Genomic DNA, 23,792 nt, shown 5'->3' on the forward strand with positions numbered 1-23,792 from the left:
CGCGGCCTTAGACGAAGGCGGACCCGCACGCAAAAGCCGGCTGCTTCTGCTTGGGAAGGGCCAACCCGGCCGCGATTGCACTCACTGCAATCATAGACGCACACAAGTCATTTGCCCATGCTGCGCTGCACCAAATATGTTGCACTGCACAGTCCGAGAACGGGCAAACCACCGGGAGCCTTTCCATGCGCACAATCAGTTTCATCGCCGCCGCCGCTGCCGCCGCGCTCATCTCGACCGTCGGCATCGCCGCCGAGCCGGCGCAGCAGAGCTTCACGCACGAGGGCCGCACCTATGTCTACACGCAGACGGTGCGCGACAATGGCAAGACGCTGATCGAGGGCCACGAGGTCGGCAGCCGCGAGAAGTTCCGCCTGCTGGTCGATGGCGACCGCGTGCGTGGCACGACCAACGGTTACCCGGTGTCGTTCCGCGCCAAGGGCAACGTCGTGGCGAGCGCTGCCGCGGCGAACTGAGCCGCCCACCGGGACGATCGAACGGCGTCCGCTCTCCCGAGCGGGCGCCGTTGTCATATGCGTCAGAAGCCCTCGGGCAGATCGATCGGCCCGACGACCTCCCGATAGCGTGACACGGCGTAGCGATCGGTCATGCCCGCGATGAAATCGGCGATGTGGCGGCTGAGCTGCGGCTCATCGCTTGGCAGGCGCACGCGCCATTCCTCCGGCAAGAGCGACGGGTCGGCATGGTAAGCGGCAAAGAGGCCGTCGATGACGTGATCCGCCGCGGCGGCGGCGTCGAGTTGGCGTGGATGGTGGTACAGATTGGCGTACATGAACGCCTTTAACTGCCGCTCGTCCGCCGCCATCGCATCGGAGAAGCCGACCAGCGCGCAGCCCGCGGCGCGCACGTCGTCGACGCTCGTCACCCCGGACGCCGCGATGCGCCGGGTGGTCTCGGCGATCAGATCGTTGACCATCGCGCCGATCTGACTGCGGATCACCTCGCCGTGCAGCCGGTCGTCGGCGAGATCGGCGAAGCCTCTGCGCGCCGCGTCCCAGCCGCGCGCGACCAGCGGCACCGCGCAGAGTTGGTCGATCGACAGCAGCCCCGCGCGCAGCCCGTCGTCGATGTCGTGATTGTCGTAGGCGATGTCGTCGGCAAGCGCGGCGACCTGCGCCTCGAGCGACGCGTAGCTGGTCAGATCGAGCCGCGCCTCCGCGTCCGCCTCGGCCAGCGCCCAATTGGGCGCAAAGATCGGGCCGTTGTGCTTGGCGAGGCCTTCGAGCGTTTCCCACGTCAGGTTGAGCCCGGCGTGACGCGGATACGGCCGCTCCAGCATCATCAGCGTGCGCAGTGTTTGGCCGTTGTGATCGAACCCGCCCTTCCCCGCCAGCGCGCGCTCCAGCGCCTCCTCGCCGGCGTGGCCGAACGGCGGGTGGCCGATGTCGTGCGCGAGGCAGAGCGCCTCCGTCAGATCCTCGTTGAGGCCGAGCGCGCGCGCGATCGTGCGGCCGATCTGCGCCACCTCGATACTGTGCGTCAGACGGACGCGGAAATGGTCGCCATCGGGTGCCATGAACACCTGCGTCTTGTGACGCAGGCGACGGAAGCTGATCGAGTGGATCACGCGGTCACGGTCGCGCTGGAACGCGTCGCGGGGGCCGCGTTCGGCCGCGCCGGGTTCGTCGTGCAGGCGGCCGCGGCTCCGGTCGGGTCGCGAGGCCCAGGGTGCGAGCGCGGTCACGCGGCGCGTGTCTCGGGCGGGCGGATCACTTCTCGCCCAGCTTGGTCATCTTCTGCCCGGCCTCGCTGGTGAAGGTAAAGGCGGAAACGCCGTCCTTCGACAGCTTGTTGACCATTGCCTGCGCCTCGTCCTGCGTCTTGAACGGGCCGGTCACGACGCGGTTGGTCGCGCGCAGCGGTGTCGTATAGCCCGTGCGGCTGGCGAGCAGCGACGATCTGGTCCGCACGTTTTTCCACGCCTTGTGCAGATCGCCCTGCGTCGCGCCGCCCGCGACCTGAACCCAGTAACGCTCCGGCTCCGCGCGCGCGGCTTTCTTCTCCGCCGCTGCTGCCTTCTTCTCGGCGGCTGCCGCCTTTGCATTGGCGAGTGCCTTCGCGTCCGCTTTCGCCTTGGCCGCTGCCTGCCTGGGGGTCAGTTTGGGCTCGACCGCGTCATTGTTCTTGGCGCTACCGCGACGCTTGCCGGTGGGAGCGTCGTCGGTGTCGACCTGCGCCACCTCCTCCTTGCTCGCGGTCGTGCGGCGCCCGTCGCGCGACGGGGTCGCTGCAGCGCGCTTGCGCGAGACAGAGCTGGTCGCCTCGGTTTCCTCCTTCACGGCCGCGGTTTCGACCGGCGCGGTGTGGCGCGCGCGCGGCGTCGGGGCGGGTGCCGTGGCGACCGCACGATCGCGGCGGCGTTCCACCGCGGCAGCATTACGCTCTGCCGCGACTGCCGCATCGTCGATCGTTGCGGTGGAGCCCGGCGCCGGCGTCGCACCCGGCATCGGGGCGACGCCGAGTTCGGAGGCAGGTATGGAGATGTTGGCGACGATACGCGCGAGGATCGTGTCCTCGTTCTCAAGCCGCGCCGGTGTGGTCGGGCGCGGCGGCAGCGAAGGCGCAGCCGTGGTCGCGGCGGCGAGTTGCACCGGTGCCGGCGTGGCGACGCCGCTCGCCGGGGGACGGTTGGAAATAGAGGTCGACGATGCCGCGGTAGCGGCGAGTGCGACCGGCGTGTTCGCCTGCCCGATGCCGGACACGGGCGCGGGTGCGGCGGACGCCGTCGGGCGGGCCGCGACGAGCGCTGCGGGGCTCTGGCTACGGACGGCGTTGTTGGCCTGCGCGGCGGAACTCGCCGGCGATCCGGCCGCGGCGACGACCGCGGTGGACGACGGCACAATGGTGCGCGCCTCGGCCGCTGCCGCGAGGTTAACTGGCTGCCCGGCAGGCTGAGCGGCGTAGCTGGGCTGCGGGGCATTGAGCGCGTTCGCCGTTCGGGTCGGCGCGGGCGCCGGCTGCGCGGCGACGGCAACCGGCCCCGGCGACGGCGAGTAGATCGGACGCGCGGGCAGCAGCGTCTGCGCCACCTGCGTCGGTGACGAAGCGGCGGGTGCAGGCAGAGACGCCGCGCCGCCAAACGCCGGTGCAGTCGTTGCCGCGACCTGCGTCGACGCCGAAGGCTGCGTCATCGTCACCTGCGGAGCATAAGCCGAGCGCGACGGGGCGGACGCCTGCGTCACCTGCGACGTCGATTGCGGCAGCGTTGCCGATGGCACCGCGGTTGCGACCTGCGCGGGCACGCTCGAGCGGCCACGCGATGCGGCGGCGACCTGGCGCGCCTCGCGACCGCGACTGCTCCCACGGGTGGATACCGTCGGCGCAGCGACGGTCCGAGCCGCGAGCTGAGCGCCGGCCGGACGCGCATAGGGATCGGGCGCGAGTGCGGGTAGCAGTGGCACGAGCCGCGCGTCGGCGATCCGTTCAGGCGTCGGGGCGACTTCGCCGAAATGCACCGCGAACGCGCGATCGGCGGGCGACAGCGTCGGCAGGCGGGTGAAAAAGGCAGCGAGCCCGGTCGCCATGCCCGCGGGCATCATCGTGGAGGCGATGTGATTCGCCCCGCTCGCGTCGCCGTTCATCGCCAGGATGAACGCGCGCGCGCGCCATGCGCCGCGGTCACTCTTGCGCAGCAGCGCGTCAATCTGCTGCAACGCCTCGTCCTTGCGTCCCGAGATGCCGAGCGACAGCGCGTAGCGGCGGCGCACCTCGTCCTCATTATCCTGTCCCTGCTGCGCCAGTGCCAGACGGTAATCGCGCTGCGCCCGCTCCTGCTCGCCGATCAGGTCGTAGGCGAGGCCACGGTCATCGGCGAACATCGCCGCCGACAGCCCGGCACGCTCCGCCTGGTTGAAATAGCGCAGCGCCTCACCCGGATGCTCGCCGTTGACGAGAATGCGCGCGATACCCGCCTGAACGCGCGCGTTGTTCGGATCGACCTGCGACGCGCGCTTGTAGAGCGACGCCGCGGCGGTGGTGTCGCCGAGCTTTGCCGACAGGTCGCCCGCATCGACCAGCGCGCCGACGTCGCGCGGATTGCGCCCGATCTGGCGCACGAGATCGGCGAGCTTGTCGGCATCAGTCGTGCCCGGCAGCGGCTGCACCACCGCCTGCGCGGCGAGCGGAAGCGGGAGCGCGACGCCGGCGAGCAGCAGCGACGCGGAGTAAAGCATCGGTAAACGCATGTCGTGAAATGCTAAAGCCGCTGGAGCCCACCACGGCAATGACACGCGTCGAGCCGTGCGGCGAAGCGAGCCACGCCGGCGACGAATATCGCGCATCGATGAGGAAGAACCGAACGGCCGCGTCGGTGGGCGACGCGGCCGTGTGCGGCGCGTTACTGGTTGTTCTGCCGGTGCAGGAAGCGCGGCAGGTCGGTGCCGGGCGTGTCGGCCGGCGCATCGCCCGCGCGCGGCGCGCCGCGGGTGGCATTCTGCATCCGCTCGAACAGCGTGCCGCCGAGCTTCACGCGCGGCTGCGGCGGCGTTTCCTCATTGCCCTCGGGCGCGAGGAACCGACGGCGCGGCGCACCCTGATCACCGCCGTCCTGCGCGGGTGTCGACTGCGCCGGTGCCGAATGGGGCGTGCCATTCTGCTCGGGCAGGATCGCCTCGGAGCCGAGCAGCAGTTCGTCGTCGCTTGCGTTCGTCGCGGTGTCGACCTGGGCTTGCGGAACGACACCCTGCGCCAACGCGTCGCTCTGCGGCGCGGGCTGGGCCTGCTCGTAACCGGCGTAGCCGCGCGGTGCTTGGCCCTGCGGTGCTGCAGGGGTCGGTGCCGGCTGCGGCGCTGCCTGATAGTTCGGCTGCGGAGCGGGGGCGTAGCTCTGCTGCGGCGCGACCGGAGCCGGAGCCGGCGTGGGCGCGGGGGCGGCGGCCGGCTCGGCGCGGCGCGGCGCGGAGAAGCTGAACGGGCGCGCGGGCTCGCTCTGGCTCGGTGCAGCGGCGGCGCTGCCCGGCTTGTCGGACGCGCCCGCGCTCTCGATGCCGGTCGCGACCACCGAGACGCGGATCTTGCCTTCCAGGTCGGGGTTGAACGCCGAGCCCCAGATGATGTTGGCGTCGGGATCGACCAGCTCGCGGATGTGGTTCGCCGCCTCGTCGACCTCGAGCAGGCGCATGTCCTCGCCGCCGGTGATGGAGACGATGACGCCCTTCGCGCCCTGCATCGACACGCCGTCGAGCAGCGGGTTGGCGATCGCCTTCTGCGCCGCGATGATCGCGCGGTCGTCGCCATCGGCTTCGCCCGTGCCCATCATCGCCTTGCCCATCTCCTGCATCACCGAGCGGACGTCGGCGAAGTCGAGGTTGATGAGGCCGGGCATGACCATCAGGTCGGTGATGCCGCGCACGCCCTGCTGCAGCACTTCGTCCGCCATCTCGAACGCTTGCTTGAACGTCGTGTTGGCGTTGGCGACCAGGAACAGGTTCTGGTTGGGGATGACGATCAGCGTGTCGACGAACTTCTGCAGTTCCTCGATACCCGCCTCGGCCGACTTGCCACGGCGGTTGCCCTCGAAGCTGAACGGCTTGGTGACGACGCCGACGGTCAGGATACCCATGTCGCGCGCCGCCTTGGCGATGACGGGCGCTGCACCGGTGCCGGTGCCGCCGCCCATGCCGGCCGCGATGAAGCACATGTGGCTGCCCTCGAGCAGCCGCGACAGTTCATCGATCGACTCCTCGGCCGCGGCGCGCCCGATCTCGGGCCGCGCGCCTGCGCCCAGGCCGCCGGTGATCTTGGTGCCAAGCTGGATCTTCTGCTCCGCCTCCGACGAGCGCAGCGCCTGCGCGTCGGTGTTGGCGACGAGAAAGTTCACGCCCTGCACGTCCGCGCGCATCATGTTCGCGATCGCGTTGCCGCCCGCGCCGCCCACGCCGACGACGGTGATGCGCGGCGTCAGATCGTCGACGTCGGGCGCAATGAATTCGATGCTCATCGCCTGTTTACTCCGGTCACAAGCCCCCGCTTTTTTGATTGTGAACGGGGCGTTGGCTTATTTTTCACATGGATGGTCAACGCACCAGCGAAAACCCACCCGATTCGGCAAACTTGTCAATAATTCGCTTTCGCGGCCTGGATCAGCCGGCGCAATCCCCGCCAGCCCTTGCTGCGGTGAACCGTCTGCTGTTTCGGCGCGACCCCGCGCAGGTCGATCGGATCGGCGGCCGCGAAATAAGCGAGCCCGGCAAGCGTCGCAAATCCCGGCCCCGAATGCGCCTCGGGCAGGTTGGTGAGCCCGCGCGGACGCCCAACGCGGACCGAGCGGCCGAGGAGTTGCTGCGCGTAATCGGCAATACCCTTCAACTCCGCCCCACCGCCGGTGATGACGACCTGCCGCCCGACCGGACCCTCGAAACGCAGTTCCTTGAGCGCAGCCTGCACCTCGCCCATCAGCACCTCGAGCCGCTGGCGGATGACCGCGATCAGCGCTGCCTTGGTGATCTGAAGCGAATCATTGTCCTCGACCTCGCTGCGCTCGCGAATCGTCACCATTTCGTGATTGTCGCGCGGGGACGCATTGGCGGAGCCGTGGAAGCATTTGATCCGCTCGGCCTGCAACCGCGTGGTACCGAAGGCGGAGGCGATGTCGTCGGTAATGTCCGCGCCGCCGATCGCGATCGATTTCAACCCCACCAGCATCTCGCCCGCGAACAGCGACACGTTGGTGATGCCCGCCCCGATCTCGACCAGCGCGACGCCCAAATCGCGCTCCTCTTGTGTCAGACAGGCAAGGCCGGTCGCGACCGGCGCGGCGATGATCGACTTGACCTCCAGATGCGCCGAGCGGACGCACAAATCGAGGTTGCGGACCGGCGAACCGTCGGCGGCGATGACGTGGATGTGGACGCCCAGCCGATCGGCGTGGAGCCCGAGCGGCTTCTTGACGCCGTTCAACCCATCGAGCGTGTAGAGCGCGGGCTGCGCGTGGAGCACCATGCGCCCTTGCGGGTCGATCGCCTGGCGGCCCTCCTGCAACAAGGCGTCGATATCGGCCTGCTCGATCCGCGTGCCGCCGAGTTCGGCCTCGATGAACGCTTCGTCGCTGACGAGGCCGCCGGCCGAGAAACCCGCCCAAACGTTCTCGATCGCGACCCCCGCGATCCGCTCCGCCTGCTCAACCGCCTCGCGCACCGCCACTTCGGTCGCCTGCATGTCCGCAATATAGCCGCGTTTGACACCCCGACTCTCGCGCTGGCCGGTGCCGAGCACGACCAGTTCGCCGCCATCTCCCTTCTGCGCGATCATTGCGGACACCTTCGACGACCCGATGTCGAGCGCGGTGATCAATCCTTCCGGTGCCGGTTTCGCCATCTGCCCTGCCCCCTGTTGCCCCCGCCTCAGACGTCGCCGGCGCCGAGCGGGCGTACCGCGCGTGCTTCGGACGTCTCGGGCGTGTCGCTCGGCGCGCTCCCCTGCGCCTCCTGCCCCGGCTTGCGCGCGACGAGCTTCGCCGGATCGCGCATGTCGAACCGCAGCCAGCCCTTACCGAGCAGCGGGCTGGCGCGTTCCATCGACGCGAACTTGACCAGCGCCTCGCGCGCGCCGTCCTGCGGCAGCGCCAGCGTCTCGCCGGTATCGAAGGTCAGGTCCCAGCGGCGATTGCCAACCCAGGCGGCGGCCTTGATCCGGCGGCGCAAGCCCGGCGTCGCGGCGAGCAGCGCCTGATAGGCGGGCTCCTGCCGGTCGGCGCCGGGGCCGATCACCAGCGGCAGATTGGGCATGTTGGCACGGTCGACCGGCGCGAGCAGGCGTCCCCCGGCATCGATCAGCGTCAATTGCCCGTTATCCTGCCACACCGCGGCGGGCTCGCGCTCGGTGACGTGGATGAGCAGTCGGTCGGGCAGCCGGCGCGAGACGTACGCATCCTCGATCCAGCCATAAGCGAGCAGCCGCTGGCGTACCGCCTTCAGATCGAGTCGCAGCATCGCGCGCGAGGGCTGTTCGAGCGCCACCGCGTAGACCGTCTCTCGGTCCATCCGCTTCAATCCGGTAATATCGACCTGCTCGACGCGCAGCCCCGCGTTCGCCGCGGTCTCGGCGATGCCGATGCCGATCGCGGAGGGGATACCGATCCACGTCGCGACCGCGATTGCCGCCGCCCCGCCCGCGCCGAGCAGCGACCAGGTGACCGCGCGACGCACGAATGCCTCACTGATCGGCAATTTCGCCATGACGCGTTGCCCAAACGTCTTCTTCGGCGCGGGTTTGCGGCGATTAACGGTGCGGCGCGGCGCGCTGGCGGGCTCGCGACGGATCGTGCGCGTCATGGCGCGCGCTTGCCCGATCGCCCGGCCACTCGCTCGGCGGCATCGCGCAGCGCCTCGTCGACGATCGCCTGGACGAGTTCGGGGTAGCTCATGCCGGTGTGGCGCGCCTGTTCGGGCACGAGGCTCAAGGGCGTCATGCCGGGCTGGGTGTTAACCTCGAGCAGGAACAGCCCATCGACGCCGCGCTCGTCATCCCAGCGGAAATCGGACCGGCTCGCCCCGCGGCAACCGAGCAGGCGGTGCGCGTCGACCGCCAACGCCATGCAGGCCTGCGTGATCTCGTCGGGGATCGGCGCGGGGAACAGGTGCTCGGTCATGCCGTCGGTGTATTTGGCGTCGTAATCGTACCAGCCCGACTTCGGGCGCAGCTCGGTGACGCCCAGCGCGCGCGGGCCATCCGCGCCGCCCAGCACCGCCGTCGTCAGCTCGCGCCCGCGCACGTACGGTTCGGCGAGCAGCTCCTCGAACTCGGCCCACGGACCCTTGGCATCGCGCGCGATCGGGTTGCCGTAATTTCCCTGATCGGTGACGATCGCGACGCCGACCGACGAGCCTTCATTGACGGGTTTGAGCACATAGGGCCGCGCGAGCGGATCGGCCTCGAACACGTCGGCCGACTTGACGATCCGCCCACCCGGCATCGGGATGCCGTGCGGCACGAGCGCCTGCTTCGTCAGCACCTTGTCGATCGCGATCACCGAGGTGGCCATGCCGCTATGCGTGTAGGTCAGGCCCATCAAGTCCATCAGCCCCTGGACGCTGCCGTCCTCGCCGGGGGTGCCGTGGAGCGCGTTGAAGACGAGATCGGCATTCGCCTCCGCCAGCCGCGCCGCGATGTCGCGCCCCATGTCGATGCGGGTGACACGGTGGCCGAGCGATTCGAGCGCCTCCGCGACGCCCGCCCCCGACGATAGCGACACCTCGCGCTCCGCCGACCAGCCGCCCATCAGCACCGCGATGTGCAACGCCCCGTTCATGCCTGCACGCCCACTCCCACGCCCACTCTCTGTATCTCCCATTCGAGCGTCACGCCGCTCGTCGCCTTCACCGCCGCGCGCACCTCCTCGCCCAGCGCCTCGATATCGGCGCTGGTCGCCTGCCCGACGTTGAGGAGGAAGTTGGTATGCTTGTCGCTGACCTGCGCATCGCCCAGGCGCTTGCCGCGACAGCCGGCCTGATCGACCAGCGCCCAGGCCTTGTGCCCATCGGGGTTCTTGAAGGTAGAGCCGCCGGTCTTCGAACGCAGCGGCTGCGATGCCTCGCGCGCGGCGGCGATGCGGTCCATCTCCGCTTGGATCGCGGCCGGCTCGCCGCGCGTGCCGCGGAAGGTCGCGGCGATCACCACCGCTCCGTCGGGCAATTCGGAATGCCGGTAGGTGTAACCGAGCTCATCCAGCGACAGCGTCCGCCGCTCACCCGAGCGCAGCACCACCTCGGCCTCGACCAGCACGTCCTTGACCTCGCGCCCATAGGCGCCGCCGTTCATCCGCACGAAGCCGCCGACGGTGCCGGGGATCGAGCGCAGGAACTCGACGCCCGCGATTCCCGCGTCGCGCGCGGTCGAGGACACGAGAATGCCGCTCGCCCCGCCGCCGCAGCGAAGCGTCGTCGCGTCCACCGCCTCGACGCGAGCGAACGGCTTGCCGAGCCGGATGACGACGCCGGGCACCCCGCCGTCGCGCACGATCAGGTTGCTGCCGAGCCCGAGCGCCATCACCGGCACCGCGGGGTCGAGGTCGCGCAGGAACGCGGCGAGGTCGTCGGCGTCGGCGGGTTCGAACAACCACTCCGCCGCGCCGCCGGCCTTGAACCAGACGAGCGGCGCGAGCGGGGCGTTCGGGGTCAGGCGACCGCGGACTTCGCTATCCTCCCCATTTTGGGGAGGGGGACCGCCAGCCGCAGGCTGGTGGTGGAGGGGGACTGCCGCGGGCGATGCCCCCACAGGCGATCCCCCTCCATCAGCTTCGCTGGTCCCCCTCCCTACGCCGGGAAGGATATCGTCGGCTGCCATCACCGGCGTGCCTCGATCGCCGGCGCGAGTCCCGCGGCCCACTTCGTGATGTCGCCCGCGCCCAGGCAGATCACCTGATCGCCGCCGCGCACCTCGCTCGCCAGCGCGTCCGCCAGCGCATCGGCGTCCCTGACCGTGTGCACGTCGCGGTGCCCGCGTCGGCGCAGTCCGGCGACCAGCGCCTCGGCGTCGACGCCCTCGACCGGTACCTCGCCCGCGGCATAGACCGGCGTCACGTACACCGCGTCGGCGTCGTTGAACGCGCCCTGGAAGTCGTCCATCAGATTGCCGAGCCGCGAGTAGCGGTGCGGTTGCACCACCGCGATGACGCGTCCCTGTGCCGATTCGCGCGCGGCCGCGAGCACGGCGCGGATCTCGACCGGGTGGTGGCCGTAATCGTCGATAATAGTGGCGCCGGCGACTTCGCCAACCTTGGTGAAGCGCCGCTTGACCCCGCCGAACTTCTCGAACCCGCGCCCAATCGTCGCGTCGTCGATGCCGAGTTCGAGCGCGACGCCGATCGCGGCGAGCGCGTTCTGGACGTTGTGGCGGCCGGGCATCGGCAGGTCGATCCCCTCGATCGAGCGGGTCGCGCCGTCGCGTGAGCGGATCAGCGCCTCGAAGCGATTGCCGCCGGGATAAGGCGACACGTTGACGCCGCGCACGTCGGCCGAGGCCGCGAAACCGTAGGTGACGATGCGGCGATCGCGCACGCGCGGGATCAGCGCCTGCACCTCCGGATGATCTAGGCAGAGCAGCGCCGCGCCGTAGAAGGGCACGTTCTCGACGAACTCGACGTACGCGTCCTTGGCGCGCTCGAAGCTGCCGTAATGGTCGAGGTGCTCGGGATCGATGTTGGTGACGACCGCGATCGTGCCGTCCAGCCGCAGGAAGCTACCGTCGCTCTCGTCCGCCTCGACCACCATCCAGTCCGACGCGCCCAGCCGCGCGTTCGAGCCGTAGCTGTTGATGATCCCGCCGTTGATCACGGTCGGGTCAACCCCGCCCGCGTCGAGCAGCGCGGCGACCATCGAGGTCGTCGTCGTCTTGCCGTGCGTGCCCGCGACCGCAACGGTGGATTTGAGCCGCATCAGCTCGGCGAGCATTTCCGCGCGGCGCACCACGGGCACGCGGCGGTCGAGCGCGGCCTCCACTTCCGGGTTGCCGCGCTTCACCGCGGTCGAGGTGACGACCACCGCCGCGTCCGCGACATTCGCCGCCGAGTGGCCGATCGTCACCGGGATCCCGCGCGCGCGCAGTCCCTCGACCACGTATCCTTCCGCCACGTCGCTGCCCTGCACCGAATAGCCGAGGTTATGCATGACCTCGGCGATGCCAGACATGCCGATGCCGCCAATCCCGACGAAGTGGATCGTGCCGATGTCGGTCGCGACGCCCTTCACGCAAATGCTTCCTTCTGCTGCACCCGCGCGACGTGGACCGGCGCGCGCGGCGCGTCGAGGCTCTCGACCAGATCGGCGAGGTCGCTGACCGCGTCGGGCATCCCGCAGGCGCGCGCGCGGCCGGCGGCATTCTCCAGCGCGGCAGGATCGAGCCCGAGCTTCTGCATCTGCTTGGCGAGCTCGGTCGGGGTAAATTGCGGCTGCGGGATCGTGCGCGCGCCGCCCGCAGCGGTGATCGCGCGCGCATTCGCGGTCTGGTGGTCGTCGGTCGCGCCGGGCAGCGGCACGAGGATCGCGGGGCGCCCGGCGGCGGTCAGTTCGGCGATCGTCGACGCGCCCGCGCGCGCGATGACGAGGTGCGCCCAGGCCAGCTGCTCGGGAATGTCGGGCAGATAGGTGGCGAGGTCGGCGGCGATCTCCAGGCTCGCATATTTCTCGCGCGCGGCGTCGATGTCCTCGATGCGCGCCTGGTGCGTCACCTGCAACCGGCGGCGAAACGCGACCGGCAGCATCGCGAGACCGTCGGGCACGACCTGGCTAAGCACACTCGCACCCTGGCTACCGCCGGTGACGAGCACGCGAAAGATGCCGTCCTCCTCCAGCAACGGATAAGGGCGACTGCGCAAGTTCAGCACCGCCTCGCGCACCGGATTGCCGACGAGGTGGACCTTGTTCGCGTAGGCCGGCTTCAATCGCTCGGTGTTGGGATAGCTGGTCGCGATCGCGTCGACGCGGCGCGCGACCAGGCGGTTGACGCGGCCGAGCACGGCGTTCTGCTCGTGCACCGCGGTCGGAATGCCGGCTGCGAAAGCGGCGGAGAGTGCCGGGAACGCCGGATAACCGCCGAAGCCGATCACGGCGGCGGGCTTGAGCGAGCGGTAGAGCTCGCGCGCGACGCGGCGACCCTCGACCATCTGCCGCGCGGCCTTTGCCCAGCCGAGCGGCCCGCCGGCGAAGCGTCCGGCGGGAATGACGTGCGTCTCGACGCCGTCGAACAACCCGGGGAAGCGCACACCGCGCGCGTCGCTGACCAGCGCGACGCGGTGCCCGCGCCGCATCAGCTCGGCGCCGAGCGCCGCGGCGGGAACCATGTGACCGCCGGTACCCCCGGCAGCGAGGACGAACGAGCGCGCACGCGTCATGCAGCGTTCCAGCGGTTGATATAAGGACTACGCATCAGGAACGGGTTGCGCCGGGTGAACGCCAGGAGCAACCCCATCCCGATCGACAACGCCACCATCGACGATCCGCCGTAGCTGATGAACGGCAGCGTCATGCCCTTCGACGGGGCGAGCCCGGTGTTGACCGCCATCGAGACGAGCGCTTGCGCGCCGAACTGCACCGCCAGCCCGGATGCCGCGAGCAGCTTGAAGCTGTCCTGCTCGTCGAGCAGCTTGACGAACACACGCACGACGATCGCCAGAAAGACCAGCGCGACGATCATGCACGCGATCAGCCCGAATTCCTCACCGATCACCGAGAAGATATAATCGGTATGCGCCTCGGGCAGGCCGAACTTCGCGCTGCCGCCACCGGGACCGGTGCCGAACCAGCCGCCCGCGGTCAGCGTGTTATGTGCGGCGTTGGTCTGGAAATGGTCGCTCGCGCCCTCCCCCTCTATGCCGGGGAACAAGAACGCGTCGATGCGCGCACGCGCAGTGCCGTAGAACACATAGGCTGCGACCAGTCCGACCGGCACCATCGCGAGCAACCCCAAGATCGTGCGCGTCGGCGTGCCCGCGATCACGATCAGCGCGAGCCAGATCGAGCAGAAGATGATCGTCTGACCGAAATCGGGTTGGAGCATCAGCAGGACCGCGACCATCGCGGTCATCGCCGCGGTGATGACGGTCGCGGGCAATTCCTCGTCGCGCGCCTTCAACGAAAGCAAATAGGCGACGGTGACGACGAAGAAGGGTTTGAGGAACTCCGACGGCTGGAATTGCGCGAAGCCGAACCCGATCCAGCGCCGCGCGCCGTTGACGGTGACGCCAAGGACCGGCGTGATTGCCAGCAACGCGACGCACACCCCTGCCCCGACCAGCGACATGCGCCGGGCAAGCGTGACCGGCAGCATCGAGACACCGAACAGCACGGGCAGCGCGACCGCGACCCACATCACCTGTCGCCAGAAATAATGCAGCGGCGTGAACTTCACGTGCTCGCCCGAGTAGCGCACCGCGGTCGCCGGAGAGCCGGCCGCCACCGCGATCAGCCCGATCGCGATCAGGAACAAGGCGAGCAGCAGCAGCACGCGGTCAATGTCCCAGAACCACGTGCCGAGCGGCGACGGATCGCCGCGCCCGCCGCGTCCCTGCAACCGCCCGCGACGGATCGCCTGCATGTCGTTCATGGCTGTACCCCTACGCCGTACACAGTCTCGCCGCGCGCCGTCATGCCAGCGCCTCGACCGCCTCGCGGAAAGCGCGCCCGCGATGTTCGTAGTCGCGGAACTGGTCGAACGAAGCGGCGGCGGGTGACAGCAGCACCACCTCGCCGCGCGCGGCCTCCTGCGCGGCGAGCTTCACCGCACGCTCCAGCGTCTCGACCTCGGCCACGGGAACGTGCGGGCGCAGCACCTCGGCGAAACGGGGCCCCGCCTCGCCGATCGTGTATGCACGCGCGACGTGGCCCAGATGCGGCAGACAGGCGTCGAGGTCGTCACCCTTGGCGCGCCCGCCGACGATCCAGTGGACGCGCGGAAAGGCCGCGAGCGCGGGCGCGGTGCTTTCCGGGTTGGTCGCCTTGCTGTCGTCGTACCAGGTGACCCCGCCGAGCGTCGCGACACGCTCCATCCGGTGCGGCAGGCCGGTGAAGCTCGCGAGCGCCTGCTCAATCACATCGTCGGCGATGCCGAGCGCGCGCGCGACGGCAATCGCGGCGGCGGCATTCTGCGCGTTGTGCGGTCCCTGTAGGGCTGGCCAGCGCGCCTGATCGAAATCCGGCCCCTCGGCGAGGCGAGTGGCGCGATCACCGACCTCGGCCGCGACGCGTGCAGAGGCCGCGTCACCCGTCCCGATGATCGCGTCATGCGCTGCCGACTGCATCGCGAACAGCCGCGCCTTTGACGCGGCATAGGCATCGAACCCGTCATAGCGGTCGAGGTGGTCGGGCGTGATGTTGAGCAGCACCGCCACGTCGCAGTCGAGCGTCTGCGTCAGGTCGATCTGGTAGCTCGACAATTCGAGCACGTAGACACCGCCTTCGGCCAACGGCTCCTGGCCCAGGATCGGCAGCCCGATGTTGCCGCCCATCAACACCGGCAGCTCTGCTACCGCGCAGATGTGACGGGTGAGCGCGGTGGTGGTCGACTTGCCGTTGGTGCCGGTGATGCCGACGACCTTGTGCGGCGGCAGCTCGGCCCGGGCTTGCGCGAATAATTCGATGTCGCCGATGATCGGCACGCCAGCCGCACGCGCGCGGGCGGCGAGCGGGTGCGTGTTGAGCGGCACGCCGGGCGAGACGACCAGCGCGTCGAAGCTCGCGAGGTCGAGCGTGTCGAGGTCGGCAATCTGCGCACCCGTCACGCCGTCCCGCCGCGCCGGATCGCTGTCCCACGCCACCACCTCGGCGCCCGCCGCCACCAGCGCAGCGACCGTCGCCGCGCCCGAGCGCGCGAGCCCCAACACCGCGTAGCGCTTCCCCGCCCAGGCGCGCGCGACAATCATCTGAGCTTCAGCGTCGAAAGACCGGCGAGCGCCAGCACGAGGCTGATGATCCAGAAACGGATCACCACCGTCGGCTCGCTCCAGCCGAGCTGCTCGAAGTGGTGGTGGATCGGCGCCATGCGGAACACGCGCTTGCCCGTCCGCTTGTACACGAACACCTGAATGATGACGGAGAGCGCCTCGACCACGAACAGCCCGCCGATGATACCGAGCACGATCTCGTGGTGCGCGACCACCGCCATCGTGCCGAGCGCGCCGCCGAGCGCGAGGCTGCCGGTGTCGCCCATGAAGACGGCAGCGGGCGGCGCATTGTACCACAGGAAGGCGAGCCCTGCGCCCACCACCGCGCCGCAGAAGATGGCGAGTTCACCCGCGCGGGGCACGTGCGGGATACCGAGATAGTCGGCGAACTTCACGTTGCCCGCCAGATACACGATCACCATGAATGCGACCGAGGCGATAATCACCGGCATGGTCGCCAGCCCGTCTAGGCCGTCGGTCAGGTTCACCGCATTGCCGAACGAGACGATCACGAACGCGGCGAAGATCGGGTAAAAATAGCCCAGATCGATGTAATAGCGGTTGGTGAACGGCAGGAAGAGCCCGGAGCCGTTTTCCTGCATGATGATCCACGCCGCGATCCCGGCGATGGCGAATTCGAGCAACAGGCGCACCCGACCCGGCACGCCCGCGGTGCTCGCCTTTCGCACCTTGTCGTAATCGTCGAGGAAGCCGATCGCGCCGAAGCCGAGCGTCACGAACGCGCACGCCCAGACGAAGGGGTTGCGCAGATCCATCCACAACAACATCGCCAGCGACACGCTGGTCAGGATCATCAACCCGCCCATCGTCGGCGTGCCGCGTTTGGCGAGATGCGTCTGCGGACCGTCGGCGCGGATCGGCTGACCCTTGCCCTGGCGTACACGCAGCCAGCCGATAAAACGTGGTCCGATGATCAGCCCGATTAGCAGCGCGGTCGCGACCGCCGCGCCGGTGCGGAACGACTGGTAACGGATGAGATTGAGCACGCTCGGGAAGCCGAGATGCTGCGCGATCCAATAAAGCACTTACCTGTTCCCGCCCGGCAGGCCAGCGACGACCCGCGCCAGCCCCACCCCGTTCGACCCCTTTACGAGCACCGCATCGCCCGGCGCGATCACACGTGTCACGTGGTCCAGCGCGGCGGCGGCGTCGGGCACATGAACGAAATCGACCCGCCCCTCAAGCGCTTGCGCGAGCGCGCCCATCGCTTCACCGACGAGCACGGCCAGCTCGACGCGTGCGGCGATGACGGCTGGCGCGAGACCGGCGTGATAGTCGGCGCTTTTGTCACCGAGCTCGCGCATTTCGCCCAGCACGGCGACGTGGCGCCCCGGCTGTTCGGCGAGAACCGCGAGCGTCGCCGCGACCGAGGCGGGGTTGGCGTTGTAGCTCTCGTCGATCAGCAGCGCGTGTCCGTCACCCACCGCGATCTCGCTGCGCGCGCCGCGCCCGGCGAGCCCGCCGAGTTCGGCCAGCGCGAGCCCGGCGAGCGCCAGATCGCCCCCGACCGCGTCGACCGCCGCGAGCACCGCCAGCGCGTTCGACACCCAGTGCGCGCCGGCTTGTGCGACGGTCAGGCTTAGTTCGTGCTCGCCGACGCGCGCGGTGACGAAGGTGCCGCCGTGGCTCGCGCGCGCCATCTCGATCGCGTGCACGTCCGCCGCGCGGTCGAGCCCGAAGGTGACGATGCGGGCCGCATAAGGCTCGGCCGCGGCGATCAGGCGGTCGCGGTGCGGGCTGTCGTGCGGCACGATCGCAACCCCGCCCGGCTCCAGCCCGCGGAAAATCTCACCCTTCGCGTCGGCAATCGCGGCCTCGTGCGGGAAAAATTCGGTGTGCGCGGGCGCGATCGCGGTGATCAGCGCGACGTGCGGGCGCACCAGCGTGGTCAGGTGCGCGAGCTCGCCGGGATGGTTCATTCCCATTTCGAGCACCGCAAAATCGCTGCCCTGCGGCATGCGCGCGAGGCTCAAGGGCACGCCGGTGTGATTGTTGTAGCTCTTCACCGATCGATGCGCGCTGACCGACGGCGAGCGATCGAGCGCGGCGAACAGGGCCTCCTTGGTCGATGTCTTGCCGACCGACCCCGTGACGCCGATCACCTTGCCTTTAACCCGCGCGCGCGCGGCGCGACCGAGGTCTTCCAGCGCCGCGAACGTGTCGGCGACTTCTACCGTGGGGTGGTTGATCACGCGCGAGACGAGCGCGCCGGCCGCGCCCTGCGTGAATGCCTGATCGAGAAAGCGGTGACCGTCGGTCGTCTCACCGGTCAACGCGACGAACAGGTCGCCCGGCCCCACCTCGCGCGAGTCGAATGCGACGCCCTCGACCGCGAAGTCGGCGCTCGTGCGTCCCTGCGTCGCGGCGGCGATCTCGGCGGCGGTCCAAAGGCTCATGCCGCCACCTCGCGCGCAACCGCGACATCGTCGAACGGGAGCACCATGTCGCCGACGATCTGTCCCTGTTCATGCCCCTTACCCGCGACGAGCACGATGTCGTCGGCGCGCGCGATCTCGACCGCGTGCGCGATCGCGGCGCGACGGTCGCCGATCTCGGTCGCGCCCGGCGCGCCCTCCAGCACGTCGCGCCGGATCGCCGCCGCATCCTCGCCGCGCGGATTGTCGTCGGTGACGATCACGACGTCTGCCTGATTGGCTGCCACCTTCCCCATCGGCGCGCGCTTACCCTGGTCACGGTCACCGCCCGCACCGAAGACGAGAATCAGTCGTCCGGCGACGTGGGGACGCAGTGCGGCGACCGCCGCCTCCAGCGCGTCGGGGGTATGCGCGTAATCGACGTAGATCGGCGCGCCCGACGTGGCGATCGCCGCGCGCTCCAGCCGCCCGCGCACCGGCTGCAACCGCGCGAGCCCGGCGAGTGTCGCGCCGGACTCGCCTCCCGTCGCAATGACAAGCGCGGCCGACAGCAGCGCGTTCGCCGCCTGATAACCGCCGATCAGCGGCAGGTTGACGCGGTGCTCGGTCCCGTCCGACGTGGCGACCACCAACCCCTGCCCAAGCAAGGTCGGCGCGCGCGAGACGAGCCGCAGGTCGTCGCCGTGTTCGCCCACCGTCAGCACCCGATTGCCACGCTCGCGCGCGAGATCGATGACGCGTTCGGATTGCGGATCGTCGGCCCAGACGACCGCCGTGCCATCGTCGGCGAGGACTTCGGAGAACAGCCGCAGCTTGGCGGTGAAATAGGCCGCCATGTCACCGTGATAGTCGAGGTGGTCGCGGCTGAGATTGGTGAACGCCGCCGCCGCCACGCGCAGCCCCTCAGTGCGGTATTGGCTGAGCCCGTGGCTGGACGCCTCGAACGCCAGATGCGTCACGCCCTCGCGCGCCAGCCCCGCGACGTTCGACAGAAAGGTGACGACGTCGGGCGTGGTCAGGCCGGTCACGACGCGCTCGTCGGCGGTGGTGACCCCCAGCGTGCCGATCGAGGCGGCGTGATGCCCTGCCATCCGCCACAATTGGCGCGTCATCTCGACGGTCGAAGTCTTGCCGTTGGTGCCCGTGACCGCGACCGTCTTGGCGGGGAACGGCGCGAAGAAGCGCGCCGCGAGCTTGGCGAAACGCTCGCGCGGGGAATAGTCGGCGATGTGGAGGGCGCCCTCGACCCGCGCCTCGGGACGCGCCACCACCGCGACCGCGCCAGCCTCAATCGCGGCGGGGATGAAGTCCTCGCCGTTGACGCGCGCGCCCTCGAACGCGCCGAAGATCGTTCCCGGCGCAACCTTGCGGTGATCAATCGCGAAGCCGGTGACGATCGCCTCGTCTGCGCCGCCGCTGGTATCGGTCAGGGCCGACAACCTCATTCGCCCTGCCCTTTCACTCGTTCAACTCCGTTCAAGGCGAGGCTCCCGTCCTCCCGAGACTTTCCTGCTCACTGCCCGCCGCTGGTCGGCGCGCGCGAGGGGTCCTGCCACAATGTCGGCAGAATGTCAGACACGTCAACGTCGCGGCGATCGTCGGGCGTCACGCCCAGCATCGCGCCGATCCGCGCGATCGTGCGTCCGACAACGGGCGCCGCGTTCCACGCCGCGGTCTTCCAGCCGTAGGTGTCCTTGGTGCCGAGCGGCGAGTCGAGCATCGCGACGACGACGTAGCGCGGCGCGTCCATCGGGAAGGCGGCGGCGAACGTCGCGACGTTGCGCGACCGGTCGTAGCCGCCCGCGACCGCGGCCTCGGCGGTACCCGTCTTGCCGCCGACGCGGTAGCCGGGTGCGTCACCCTTGCGCCCGGTGCCACGCAGCACGACGAGGCGCAGCATCTGTCGCATCCGCGCGCTGGTCTGTTCGCTGATCACGCGGCGCCCCGCGACCTGATGCCCCGGCGCGACCTTCAACAGCGTCGCCGGCCGCCACGTACCGCCGTTGACGAGTGCCGCATAGGCGCTGGCGAGATGGAGCGGGGTCACCGCAATGCCGTGGCCGTAGGCGGTTGTCATCGTCGTGGTGCGTGCCCAGTAGCTCGGCAGCAGCGGGCGGCCCTTCTCGCGCAATTCGATGTCGGGCGGGGTGTCGAAGCCGAGCTTCTTGAACATCGCCTGCATGCGCGCCGGTCCGACCTCGTCCGCGACGCGCGCGGTCGCGACATTCGAGGAATAGATCAGCGTTTCCGCCATGTTGAGCCAGCGCTTCGGATCGCCACGCTCGTCGTGGATCGTGAACCGGCCGACCTGCAGCGGGTGGGTCGCATCGAAGCGGCGCTGCATCGAAGTGACGACGCCGTTGTCGATCGCGGTCGCCATGGTGATCGGCTTGAAGGTGGAGCCGAGCTCGAACACGCTCTGCGTCGTCACGTTGCGCAACTCGTCGAGCCCCGCGCGGCCGACGCGGTTGGGGTTGAACGTCGGCAGCGACACCATCGCGATCACCTCGCCGGTCGCGACGTCGAGCACGATGCCGCCGCCGCCGCGCGCCGAGAAGGTCGTCATCGCGCGGCCGAGCTCGCTCTCCATCGCCGCCTGCGCGCGGCTGTCGATCGACAATTGCACAGGCTTCGCTTCGGTCGCCGGATTGGTCAGCCGGTCGTTCAGCGCGCGCTCGATCCCGCTCATGCCGGTGCCGTTGCTGATGAAGCCCAGCACGTGCGCCGCGAGCGAGCTCTGCGGGTACAGTCGCTGCGTCTCGCGCTCGAACACGATGCCGGGTTCACCGATCGCATTCACCGCCTCGACCAGCGCGGGGCTGGCGCGACGGTTCAGGTAGACGAAGCTCGATGACTTGGTGATCTGCTGGTAGAACCATGCCTGATTGCCGCGATCGGGCATCAGGTCGGCTAGCCGCTGCGCAATCTCGGTCGGGTCGCCGATCAACTTGCGCGGGTGCACCGCTATCGTCCACGCGTCGATCGTGCGTGCGAGCGGTTGCCCGTTGCGATCGACGATGTCGCCGCGCGGCGCGGTCAGACGGTTGGACAGGGCCTCCTCGCCGCCCGACAATATTCCGAGCAGCGCGAGCCGCGCGATGATCGCCAACACACCCGCCGCGAACAGCAGCATCAGCACCATCAGACGCATGTGCTGCGTCGCAACCAAGGCGTGGCGCTGATCGACGTTCCGGGTCTGGCGAATAGGACGCGCGACCAGCGTGGTCACCGCAGGCGGCTCCGTTCCGCGCGCGCGCCGCTTGCCAGATCGCCGAGCGTGCCGGCGCTGAGCAGCGAATTGTCGATCATCGCGACCGAGCGGACGTTGCGGTCGGCGTGGGGACGATCACTCGCATGCGCGATCGCCTGGCGGATCAGCACGCGCGCCGTCGCGACCGCGGGCGCAGGCAACGACGCGGGCCGCGCCGCCGGCGCCGGCGTCGCTGCGACGACATGCGCGACGCGAACCGCGTCGTAGCGCGGTGCCGTCACCGGCTTGGTCACGACCGCCTTGACGATCACCGGTGCCGCGGCGGGCGTGGTGGCAGGCGGCGCGACGGTCATCGGCGAGGACGGCACGATCAGCGAGGCGGTCTGCACCGCGCCCTCGCCCCCAGGCTGGAGCGGGACCATGTCGCGCGGCGAAAGCCCGGCGAGCGCGGTCTCGTCGCGCACGAACTGCTGGGTCGTGGGAACGGTCAACGCCAGCGTGTTACCGTTCCAGCGTTCGAGCTGCGCGAGGTTGGAGCGAACGTCGAACTCGGTCTCGAGCGCGCGTATGTCGCGCTCGGCGCTCGCGATTTTGACGTCGACCATCTGCAACCGCTTTCGCTCGGCAGCGACCTGCGAGGAGACGAGATAGAAACCGATCGCGACCAGCGCGCAGCTCGACAGCCAGCCGAGCCCTTTCAATCGGTACAATGCCACCACGTTACGCCTCCACAGGAACAGATGCCGCGCTACGCCGTGCGGCACGAAGGGTCGCGGAGCGCGCGCGCGGGTTCGCCGCCAGCTCCGCCTCACCCGCGCGGATCGCGCGGGACAGATTCTCGAACGCCGCCGGCGCTGCCGCCGCGGCCACGGGCAGGTGGCGCGATCCCGAAGGCGCGGCGCCGCCGCGCTCGCGCAGGAAACGCTTCACCATGCGATCCTCCAGACTGTGGAAGGTGACCACCGCCAAGCGCCCGCCCGGTGCCAGCACGCGCTCGGCCGCGGCGAGCCCGTCCGCCAGTTCGTCGAGCTCGCGGTTGACGTGGATTCGCACCGCCTGAAACGCGCGCGTCGCGGGATCCTTCTTCTCGTGCGGGCGATGCCCCAGCGCGCGGCGTACGACGCTCGCGAATTGCGCCGTGGTCGTCAGCGGACGCGCCGCGACCACGAAACGCGCGACACGCCGCGATTTGGGCTCGTCGCCGTAACGGTAGAGCACGTCGGCGATCTCTTGCTCATCGGCGGTGTTGAGGAAATCGGCCGCGCTCGGCCCGTCCTGGCTCATCCGCATGTCGAGCGGACCGTCAGCCTGGAACGAGAAGCCACGCTCGGCCTGGTCGAGCTGCATGGAGGAAACACCGATGTCCATCGTCACGCCGTCGACTGGCAGCTTGCCGCGGTCCGCCAGCGCCTGCTCCATCGTCGAGAAGTCGCCGGCGACCAATGTCAGTCGCGGCTCCGCCGCCTCGAGCGCGCGGCCGGCCGCAATCGCGTCGGGGTCGCGGTCAAACGCGATCACTTCCGCCCCCGCTGCGAGCAGCGCGCGCGTGTAACCGCCGGCGCCAAAGGTCGCGTCGACATGACGCTCGCCGGGCGCGGGCGCGAGCGCGGCGATCACCTCGTCGAGCAGTACGGGGATATGCGGGGATTGGCTCACAGCGCGATCCCCTTTTCCTCGCAGGTGAATTCCACGAACTCGCGGATGAACGGGTCGACGTCCGACGTGTCGAGCAGCAGCGCGGGCGACCAGATCGTGATCCAGTTGAACGAACCCAGGAACACCGCCGCGCCGGCGATCCGCGCGTAGCGGCGTTCGAACGCGGGCATGATGAAGCGGCCCGAGCCGTCGAACGGCAGCGGCTCGGCCGCGCCGGCGCGATCAAGGATGTTCCAGTCGGTGCGACCTTCCTTTAACTCGTCCGCGGCCTCGCGCGCCTCGAGCTTTGCCTTGTGAATCGGCACGAAACCGGGATCATAGGCGATCAGGCAGCGGTAGTGCGGATGCGCGGCGATGATCACGGTGCCGCCGTCCTTGCCATCGTCGCGCGGGCTGTTCTTCGCCAAGGCGGCGCGCAGGGTGTTGGGAATAGCAACACGGCCCTTGTCATCGACAAGACCGAGCCCCTTTCCCTGATAGTCCACCCGTTCGGCCACGCCCACCTCGCACTCGGGGTACAAGACCGCGCTGCCCATCGAACGACCATCGTCGCCCCACGCTCAAGCCTGCCTGTTTACAACGTTGGTGCTGCCCCCAATGTCGAAGCTGATGTAGCGCAAAGCTTCTGGGAGCGGAAGGGATTTCCGGGGAATTCCGGGGAAATCGCGTAACCGATTGGTTTAATGTGATCGTCGTGCAACAGCTTCTTTACAGTTCCTTTTTTGTTCCGAATTACGGCCGCTAACTTACGTTGTTTGCTGGTTATTTAGGTCAGAAATCACACCCATTTCACGCGGTCGGACAGCGTTTACCCACCGGCGGGCGCGCCTAACCTAACGGTCGTCGGCGGGTGCCGCATTGTTGGCGATACTGGGCGCCACGCCGAGTTCGGCGAGCGGCTCGTTCCCCGCGGTCGTCGATGCGCCGGCCGCGCCCGCACGCGCCACCATTTCACCCCGTGCCACCGATGCAGGCGAGGCCGGACGATCGCGCGTGACCGTCGAGAATATCGCACTGGCAAGCCCGATCAGCAGCACCACTGCGGCAAGCCCGATCATGCCGACCTTGACGCGTTGCCGCGCCTGCTCCGCGACGTAACGGGGATTGGATTGCTGCTTCATGCGACCGCGCGATG

The 23,792-nt window shown here is 69.3% G+C and carries 20 protein-coding genes; 1 reads left to right on the forward strand and 19 read right to left on the reverse strand.

Going from position 1 to position 23,792, the window contains the following annotated elements; all coding sequences use genetic code 11:
* Positions 1–185 precede the first annotated feature (185 nt).
* A complete protein-coding gene (locus Q0579_RS10495; protein ID WP_298811955.1) occupies positions 186–476 on the forward strand; it encodes a hypothetical protein in 291 nt (96 codons plus the stop codon).
* 62 nt (positions 477–538) lie between these two features.
* Here Q0579_RS10495 and Q0579_RS10500 read toward each other — a convergent pair whose 3' ends face one another.
* The 19 genes from Q0579_RS10500 to Q0579_RS10590 all read right to left on the reverse strand — a co-directional run bounded on the left by Q0579_RS10500 (position 539) and on the right by Q0579_RS10590 (position 23,778).
* Entirely contained in the window at positions 539–1,705 is a 1,167-nt protein-coding gene (locus Q0579_RS10500) for a deoxyguanosinetriphosphate triphosphohydrolase (protein ID WP_298811957.1), read from the reverse strand.
* Between the two features lie 25 nt (positions 1,706–1,730).
* Entirely contained in the window at positions 1,731–4,205 is a 2,475-nt protein-coding gene (locus tag Q0579_RS10505) for an SPOR domain-containing protein (RefSeq protein ID WP_298811958.1), read from the reverse strand.
* 152 nt (positions 4,206–4,357) lie between these two features.
* Positions 4,358–5,959: a cell division protein FtsZ gene (ftsZ, locus tag Q0579_RS10510; RefSeq protein WP_298811959.1), complete on the reverse strand. Its 1,602-nt coding sequence runs from the start codon at positions 5,957–5,959 to the stop codon at positions 4,358–4,360.
* A 116-nt stretch (positions 5,960–6,075) separates the two neighbouring features.
* Positions 6,076–7,335 (reverse strand): cell division protein FtsA, encoded by a 1,260-nt coding sequence (gene ftsA, locus Q0579_RS10515; protein WP_298811960.1) that lies wholly within the window; start codon positions 7,333–7,335, stop codon positions 6,076–6,078.
* Positions 7,336–7,361: 26 nt separating this feature from the next.
* Positions 7,362–8,291, reverse strand: a complete 930-nt coding sequence (locus Q0579_RS10520; protein ID WP_298811962.1) for a cell division protein FtsQ/DivIB — start codon at positions 8,289–8,291, stop codon at positions 7,362–7,364.
* Positions 8,288–9,268 (reverse strand): D-alanine--D-alanine ligase, encoded by a 981-nt coding sequence (locus tag Q0579_RS10525; protein WP_298811964.1) that lies wholly within the window; start codon positions 9,266–9,268, stop codon positions 8,288–8,290. Before Q0579_RS10525 ends, Q0579_RS10520 begins: the two co-directional genes overlap by 4 nt.
* A complete protein-coding gene (gene murB / locus Q0579_RS10530) occupies positions 9,265–10,233 on the reverse strand; it encodes a UDP-N-acetylmuramate dehydrogenase (RefSeq protein WP_298811966.1) in 969 nt (322 codons plus the stop codon). The genes Q0579_RS10525 and murB overlap by 4 nt, the downstream gene beginning before the upstream one ends.
* A gap of 68 nt (positions 10,234–10,301) precedes the next feature.
* Positions 10,302–11,705, reverse strand: coding sequence for a UDP-N-acetylmuramate--L-alanine ligase (murC, locus tag Q0579_RS10535; protein ID WP_298811967.1), 1,404 nt, complete (start codon positions 11,703–11,705; stop codon positions 10,302–10,304).
* A complete protein-coding gene (gene murG, locus Q0579_RS10540) occupies positions 11,702–12,847 on the reverse strand; it encodes an undecaprenyldiphospho-muramoylpentapeptide beta-N-acetylglucosaminyltransferase (RefSeq protein ID WP_298811968.1) in 1,146 nt (381 codons plus the stop codon). The genes murC and murG overlap by 4 nt, the downstream gene beginning before the upstream one ends.
* Positions 12,844–14,058, reverse strand: a complete 1,215-nt coding sequence (locus Q0579_RS10545) for a putative peptidoglycan glycosyltransferase FtsW (RefSeq protein WP_298811970.1) — start codon at positions 14,056–14,058, stop codon at positions 12,844–12,846. The genes murG and Q0579_RS10545 overlap by 4 nt, the downstream gene beginning before the upstream one ends.
* A gap of 40 nt (positions 14,059–14,098) precedes the next feature.
* A complete protein-coding gene (gene murD, locus Q0579_RS10550) occupies positions 14,099–15,373 on the reverse strand; it encodes a UDP-N-acetylmuramoyl-L-alanine--D-glutamate ligase (protein WP_298811971.1) in 1,275 nt (424 codons plus the stop codon).
* Entirely contained in the window at positions 15,370–16,440 is a 1,071-nt protein-coding gene (mraY, locus tag Q0579_RS10555; protein WP_298811972.1) for a phospho-N-acetylmuramoyl-pentapeptide-transferase, read from the reverse strand. The genes murD and mraY overlap by 4 nt, the downstream gene beginning before the upstream one ends.
* Positions 16,441–17,811 carry a UDP-N-acetylmuramoyl-tripeptide--D-alanyl-D-alanine ligase gene (gene murF / locus Q0579_RS10560; RefSeq protein ID WP_298811973.1) on the reverse strand — a complete coding sequence of 457 codons (1,371 nt, stop codon included), beginning with the start codon at positions 17,809–17,811 and terminating at the stop codon, positions 16,441–16,443.
* Positions 17,808–19,235: a UDP-N-acetylmuramoyl-L-alanyl-D-glutamate--2,6-diaminopimelate ligase gene (locus tag Q0579_RS10565; protein WP_298811974.1), complete on the reverse strand. Its 1,428-nt coding sequence runs from the start codon at positions 19,233–19,235 to the stop codon at positions 17,808–17,810. Before Q0579_RS10565 ends, murF begins: the two co-directional genes overlap by 4 nt.
* Before the next feature lie 68 nt (positions 19,236–19,303).
* Complete coding sequence (locus Q0579_RS10570) at positions 19,304–21,019, reverse strand: penicillin-binding protein 2 (protein ID WP_298811975.1); 1,716 nt, start codon at positions 21,017–21,019, stop codon at positions 19,304–19,306.
* Positions 21,016–21,720: a hypothetical protein gene (locus Q0579_RS10575; RefSeq protein ID WP_298811977.1), complete on the reverse strand. Its 705-nt coding sequence runs from the start codon at positions 21,718–21,720 to the stop codon at positions 21,016–21,018. Before Q0579_RS10575 ends, Q0579_RS10570 begins: the two co-directional genes overlap by 4 nt.
* Before the next feature lies 1 nt (position 21,721).
* The gene (rsmH, locus tag Q0579_RS10580) at positions 21,722–22,657 is read right to left on the reverse strand and encodes a 16S rRNA (cytosine(1402)-N(4))-methyltransferase RsmH (protein WP_298811978.1); all 936 of its coding nucleotides are present in this window, start codon (positions 22,655–22,657) and stop codon (positions 21,722–21,724) included.
* Positions 22,654–23,193: a division/cell wall cluster transcriptional repressor MraZ gene (locus Q0579_RS10585; RefSeq protein WP_298811980.1), complete on the reverse strand. Its 540-nt coding sequence runs from the start codon at positions 23,191–23,193 to the stop codon at positions 22,654–22,656. Before Q0579_RS10585 ends, rsmH begins: the two co-directional genes overlap by 4 nt.
* 297 nt (positions 23,194–23,490) lie before the next feature.
* Entirely contained in the window at positions 23,491–23,778 is a 288-nt protein-coding gene (locus Q0579_RS10590) for a hypothetical protein (protein ID WP_298811981.1), read from the reverse strand.
* Positions 23,779–23,792: the final 14 nt, after the last annotated feature.

Origin of the sequence: uncultured Sphingomonas sp., from assembly GCF_936927845.1 — a bacterium.
Classification (GTDB): domain Bacteria; phylum Pseudomonadota; class Alphaproteobacteria; order Sphingomonadales; family Sphingomonadaceae; genus Sphingomonas.

Coding starts and splice junctions, on each gene's coding strand:
- Q0579_RS10565 (WP_298811974.1), bottom strand. CDS start 19,235: ATGAGGTTGTCGGCCCTGACCGATACCAGCGGCGGCGCAGACGAGGCG.
- Q0579_RS10525 (WP_298811964.1), bottom strand. CDS start 9,268: ATGAACGGGGCGTTGCACATCGCGGTGCTGATGGGCGGCTGGTCGGCG.
- murF (WP_298811973.1), bottom strand. CDS start 17,811: ATGAGCCTTTGGACCGCCGCCGAGATCGCCGCCGCGACGCAGGGACGC.
- Q0579_RS10505 (WP_298811958.1), bottom strand. CDS start 4,205: ATGCGTTTACCGATGCTTTACTCCGCGTCGCTGCTGCTCGCCGGCGTC.
- murG (WP_298811968.1), bottom strand. CDS start 12,847: ATGACGCGTGCGCGCTCGTTCGTCCTCGCTGCCGGGGGTACCGGCGGT.
- murD (WP_298811971.1), bottom strand. CDS start 15,373: ATGATTGTCGCGCGCGCCTGGGCGGGGAAGCGCTACGCGGTGTTGGGG.
- Q0579_RS10520 (WP_298811962.1), bottom strand. CDS start 8,291: ATGACGCGCACGATCCGTCGCGAGCCCGCCAGCGCGCCGCGCCGCACC.
- ftsZ (WP_298811959.1), bottom strand. CDS start 5,959: ATGAGCATCGAATTCATTGCGCCCGACGTCGACGATCTGACGCCGCGC.
- Q0579_RS10590 (WP_298811981.1), bottom strand. CDS start 23,778: ATGAAGCAGCAATCCAATCCCCGTTACGTCGCGGAGCAGGCGCGGCAA.
- ftsA (WP_298811960.1), bottom strand. CDS start 7,335: ATGGCGAAACCGGCACCGGAAGGATTGATCACCGCGCTCGACATCGGG.
- Q0579_RS10545 (WP_298811970.1), bottom strand. CDS start 14,058: ATGAACGACATGCAGGCGATCCGTCGCGGGCGGTTGCAGGGACGCGGC.
- Q0579_RS10585 (WP_298811980.1), bottom strand. CDS start 23,193: ATGGGCAGCGCGGTCTTGTACCCCGAGTGCGAGGTGGGCGTGGCCGAA.
- Q0579_RS10495 (WP_298811955.1), top strand. CDS start 186: ATGCGCACAATCAGTTTCATCGCCGCCGCCGCTGCCGCCGCGCTCATC.